Origin of the sequence: Buchnera aphidicola (Cinara curvipes) (assembly GCF_900698915.1) — a bacterium.
Classification (GTDB): Bacteria; Pseudomonadota; Gammaproteobacteria; order Enterobacterales; family Enterobacteriaceae; genus Buchnera_F; species Buchnera_F aphidicola_AY.
This window is the reverse complement of sequence record NZ_LR217712.1, coordinates 1-5464: the sequence shown is the minus strand read 5'-3', so window position 1 is coordinate 5464 and position 5464 is coordinate 1. Positions and strand designations below refer to the sequence as shown.

The 5464-nt window shown below is 26.6% G+C and carries 4 protein-coding genes; all 4 read left to right on the top strand.

Going from position 1 to position 5464, the window contains the following annotated elements; genetic code table 11:
* The first annotated feature begins 371 nt into the window (after nucleotides 1-371).
* The 4 genes from BUCICURV3402_RS02090 (at nucleotide 372) to BUCICURV3402_RS02075 (ending at nucleotide 5167) form a co-directional block, all read left to right on the top strand.
* Nucleotides 372-1949: an anthranilate synthase component 1 gene (locus BUCICURV3402_RS02090; RefSeq protein ID WP_154029444.1), complete on the top strand. Its 1578-nt coding sequence runs from the start codon at nucleotides 372-374 to the stop codon at nucleotides 1947-1949.
* Entirely contained in the window at nucleotides 1942-2526 is a 585-nt protein-coding gene (locus BUCICURV3402_RS02085) for an aminodeoxychorismate/anthranilate synthase component II (protein ID WP_154029443.1), read from the top strand. The genes BUCICURV3402_RS02090 and BUCICURV3402_RS02085 overlap by 8 nt, the downstream gene beginning before the upstream one ends.
* A gap of 486 nt (nucleotides 2527-3012) precedes the next feature.
* Complete coding sequence (locus BUCICURV3402_RS02080) at nucleotides 3013-4590, top strand: anthranilate synthase component 1 (protein ID WP_154029444.1); 1578 nt, start codon at nucleotides 3013-3015, stop codon at nucleotides 4588-4590.
* Entirely contained in the window at nucleotides 4583-5167 is a 585-nt protein-coding gene (locus tag BUCICURV3402_RS02075; RefSeq protein WP_154029443.1) for an aminodeoxychorismate/anthranilate synthase component II, read from the top strand. Before BUCICURV3402_RS02080 ends, BUCICURV3402_RS02075 begins: the two co-directional genes overlap by 8 nt.
* Nucleotides 5168-5464: the final 297 nt, after the last annotated feature.

Below are 5464 nucleotides of genomic sequence, written 5' to 3'. Positions count from 1 at the left end.
CTGTGTATAACCTGTGTATAACCTGTGTATAACCTGTGTATAACCTGTGTATAACCTGTGTATAATCTATTTAATATTTAATATACTTAATATTGTATCTAAAAACATTTTTTTCTATATAATATATAATGTTAGACAATATACAAAATATATAAAATATGTTTAATATAGATAGATGCAAAATAACTATTATATATAATTAAGTATAATTATTTATATATAATAAATATATATATAAATAAAAATAACTATAATAATAAATATTTTGTTATAAATAAATATACAATCTTGCAATATAAATAAAAAAATAAAGAATATATAAACTTTTTTTATTTCAATTAAAAAATAATTATGAAAAAAATAGGGTAAATATGAGTAGATCTTATAAAATAGAGATTTGGAAAAAAAATATACGATATCATTCTAATCCAGCGGAAATTTTTTATAGATTATGTTTCAACAAAATGAATACATTACTGTTAGAATCGTCTGAAAACAAAAATAATGAGAAAAGAGATAGTAAAATTATTATTGATAGTGCTCTTCGTATAATTGCAATTAATAACAAGGTTATTTTGTATGCTCTTTCAGAAAATGGAAAATTTTTATTGACTTTATTAGATAATATTATTCCTAATACTATTACAGTATTTAAAAAAGAATATGAACGTGTCATCTATTTTTTAAAAGAATCATTATATATAGAAGAAGATAAACGACTCATGCTATCTTCTGTTTTTGATTGCTTTCGTTGGTTAATACAAGCTGTACAGATAGATTCAGGATCTTTATCAACACTATTTTTTGGTGGATTATTTTCATATGATTTAATTTATTCATTTGAAGATATAGTACAAAAAAATAAACAGAGTGTTTGTCCAGATTTCTGTTTTTATTTAGCAGAATCAATGATTGATATTAATCATCAAAAAAAAACAGCTGTTGTACAGACACATCTGTTTTCCTCATCTACAACAGAAAGAAAGCGATTGTACACACGTATGCAAAATTTATATGCGATTTTACAAAAAAAGAATAACTTTCTATCCATTCCATTAGCATCTAAAAAAAAATTAAATGTAACGAGTAATATGAGTGATGTAGAATACGGGCAAATCATTAATAATATGCGTTTTTTTATTAAAAAAGGAGAAATATTTCAGGTTGTTCCTTCACGTCAATTTTATTCTCCGTGTACACATCCCCTATCTGTATATCGTATTTTAAAGGATACTAATCCTAGTCCATATATGTTTTTTATGCAAGACACACAATTTACATTATTAGGAGCATCTCCGGAAAGTTATTTAAAATACAATGCAGATAGTCGAATTATTGCTCTGCATCCAATTGCAGGCACACGTCCTCGCGGATTATATAAGAATGGTGAGATTGATTTAGATTTAGATAATCGTATTGAATTATCTCTACGTACTGATCAAAAAGAATTATCTGAACATTTAATGTTAGTGGATTTAGCACGTAATGATTTAGCAAAAGTTTGTTTAACTAGAAGTCGCTATGTATCTCAATTAATGCAAGTAGAAAAATATTCTCATGTCATGCATTTAGTATCACGTGTTACAGGAATTTTACAACCACAATTCGATATCTTTCATGCTTATCAGTCTTGCATGAATATGGGTACATTAACCGGTACACCGAAATTACGTGCTATGCAGTTAATTGCTCAATATGAATCGGTACGAAGAGGGGTATACGGTGGTTCTATTGGATATTTTACTGGAAAAGGATCTTTTGATGCATGTATCATTATTCGTTCTGCATTCATTAAAAATAATATTGCTTCTATACAATCTGGAGCGGGAATTGTATATGATTCAATTACAGAAGATGAAATACAGGAAGGTAAAAATAAAGCACAATCTGTTTTACAATCTATTTTTCATGCACATCAGCACTTTAAAAAAGGAGACTATTATGTCTAATATTCTCTTATTAGATAATTTAGATTCATTTACTTATAATTTAGTAGATTCATTACGATCATTTAAACAAATAGTTTCAATATATAGAAATTATACCCCTTTATCTGTTTTAATATCTGCTATAGAGTGTATGCAGAATCCGATTATTGTTTTATCTCCAGGTCCTGGTTCACCTAATAATTCTGGATGCATGTTAGAATTAATTGATCTGATAAAAGGAAAAATTCCAATATTAGGTATTTGCTTAGGCCATCAAGCTATTGTTCAGTCGTATGGTGGTACTATTGATTTAGCATCAGAACCGATGCATGGTAAAACATCTCCTATTTTACATGATCAAAAAGATATGTTTTTTAACCTTCCTAATCCTCTGTTGGTAGCACGATACCATTCGTTATTGTGTACTTCTATTCCATCCTCTTTAAATGTTAATGCATATCATTATACGGCGGTTATGGCCGTTAAACATAATCGTGATCGTATATGTGGATTCCAATTTCATCCAGAATCTATTTTAACCCCAATGGGATCAACATTACTGTATCAGACATTACTTTGGTTACGTATGAAAAAATAAATTAATAGAAAAAAATTATGTAAAAAAATGTAAATTATATGAATTTAACTTTTTCTAAATGTATATGTATATATTAAATAGATAATAATTTTTTTATAAAAATATCGAGATATTAGATATATTATACTGTGTATAACCTGTGTATAACCTGTGTATAACCTGTGTATAACCTGTGTATAATCTATTTAATATTTAATATACTTAATATTGTATCTAAAAACATTTTTTTCTATATAATATATAATGTTAGACAATATACAAAATATATAAAATATGTTTAATATAGATAGATGCAAAATAACTATTATATATAATTAAGTATAATTATTTATATATAATAAATATATATATAAATAAAAATAACTATAATAATAAATATTTTGTTATAAATAAATATACAATCTTGCAATATAAATAAAAAAATAAAGAATATATAAACTTTTTTTATTTCAATTAAAAAATAATTATGAAAAAAATAGGGTAAATATGAGTAGATCTTATAAAATAGAGATTTGGAAAAAAAATATACGATATCATTCTAATCCAGCGGAAATTTTTTATAGATTATGTTTCAACAAAATGAATACATTACTGTTAGAATCGTCTGAAAACAAAAATAATGAGAAAAGAGATAGTAAAATTATTATTGATAGTGCTCTTCGTATAATTGCAATTAATAACAAGGTTATTTTGTATGCTCTTTCAGAAAATGGAAAATTTTTATTGACTTTATTAGATAATATTATTCCTAATACTATTACAGTATTTAAAAAAGAATATGAACGTGTCATCTATTTTTTAAAAGAATCATTATATATAGAAGAAGATAAACGACTCATGCTATCTTCTGTTTTTGATTGCTTTCGTTGGTTAATACAAGCTGTACAGATAGATTCAGGATCTTTATCAACACTATTTTTTGGTGGATTATTTTCATATGATTTAATTTATTCATTTGAAGATATAGTACAAAAAAATAAACAGAGTGTTTGTCCAGATTTCTGTTTTTATTTAGCAGAATCAATGATTGATATTAATCATCAAAAAAAAACAGCTGTTGTACAGACACATCTGTTTTCCTCATCTACAACAGAAAGAAAGCGATTGTACACACGTATGCAAAATTTATATGCGATTTTACAAAAAAAGAATAACTTTCTATCCATTCCATTAGCATCTAAAAAAAAATTAAATGTAACGAGTAATATGAGTGATGTAGAATACGGGCAAATCATTAATAATATGCGTTTTTTTATTAAAAAAGGAGAAATATTTCAGGTTGTTCCTTCACGTCAATTTTATTCTCCGTGTACACATCCCCTATCTGTATATCGTATTTTAAAGGATACTAATCCTAGTCCATATATGTTTTTTATGCAAGACACACAATTTACATTATTAGGAGCATCTCCGGAAAGTTATTTAAAATACAATGCAGATAGTCGAATTATTGCTCTGCATCCAATTGCAGGCACACGTCCTCGCGGATTATATAAGAATGGTGAGATTGATTTAGATTTAGATAATCGTATTGAATTATCTCTACGTACTGATCAAAAAGAATTATCTGAACATTTAATGTTAGTGGATTTAGCACGTAATGATTTAGCAAAAGTTTGTTTAACTAGAAGTCGCTATGTATCTCAATTAATGCAAGTAGAAAAATATTCTCATGTCATGCATTTAGTATCACGTGTTACAGGAATTTTACAACCACAATTCGATATCTTTCATGCTTATCAGTCTTGCATGAATATGGGTACATTAACCGGTACACCGAAATTACGTGCTATGCAGTTAATTGCTCAATATGAATCGGTACGAAGAGGGGTATACGGTGGTTCTATTGGATATTTTACTGGAAAAGGATCTTTTGATGCATGTATCATTATTCGTTCTGCATTCATTAAAAATAATATTGCTTCTATACAATCTGGAGCGGGAATTGTATATGATTCAATTACAGAAGATGAAATACAGGAAGGTAAAAATAAAGCACAATCTGTTTTACAATCTATTTTTCATGCACATCAGCACTTTAAAAAAGGAGACTATTATGTCTAATATTCTCTTATTAGATAATTTAGATTCATTTACTTATAATTTAGTAGATTCATTACGATCATTTAAACAAATAGTTTCAATATATAGAAATTATACCCCTTTATCTGTTTTAATATCTGCTATAGAGTGTATGCAGAATCCGATTATTGTTTTATCTCCAGGTCCTGGTTCACCTAATAATTCTGGATGCATGTTAGAATTAATTGATCTGATAAAAGGAAAAATTCCAATATTAGGTATTTGCTTAGGCCATCAAGCTATTGTTCAGTCGTATGGTGGTACTATTGATTTAGCATCAGAACCGATGCATGGTAAAACATCTCCTATTTTACATGATCAAAAAGATATGTTTTTTAACCTTCCTAATCCTCTGTTGGTAGCACGATACCATTCGTTATTGTGTACTTCTATTCCATCCTCTTTAAATGTTAATGCATATCATTATACGGCGGTTATGGCCGTTAAACATAATCGTGATCGTATATGTGGATTCCAATTTCATCCAGAATCTATTTTAACCCCAATGGGATCAACATTACTGTATCAGACATTACTTTGGTTACGTATGAAAAAATAAATTAATAGAAAAAAATTATGTAAAAAAATGTAAATTATATGAATTTAACTTTTTCTAAATGTATATGTATATATTAAATAGATAATAATTTTTTTATAAAAATATCGAGATATTAGATATATTATACTGTGTATAACCTGTGTATAACCTGTGTATAACCTGTGTATAACCTGTGTATAACCTGTGTATAACCTGTGTATAACCTGTGTATAACCTGTGTATAATCTATTTAATATTTAATATACTTAATATTGTATCTAAAAACATTTTTTTCTATATAATATATAATGTTAGACA

Bases quoted from the DNA above. Each gene is read 5' to 3' on its own strand.
- BUCICURV3402_RS02080 (WP_154029444.1), top strand. From the start codon at position 3,013: ATGAGTAGATCTTATAAAATAGAGATTTGGAAAAAAAATATACGATAT.
- BUCICURV3402_RS02085 (WP_154029443.1), top strand. From the start codon at position 1,942: ATGTCTAATATTCTCTTATTAGATAATTTAGATTCATTTACTTATAAT.
- BUCICURV3402_RS02090 (WP_154029444.1), top strand. From the start codon at position 372: ATGAGTAGATCTTATAAAATAGAGATTTGGAAAAAAAATATACGATAT.
- BUCICURV3402_RS02075 (WP_154029443.1), top strand. From the start codon at position 4,583: ATGTCTAATATTCTCTTATTAGATAATTTAGATTCATTTACTTATAAT.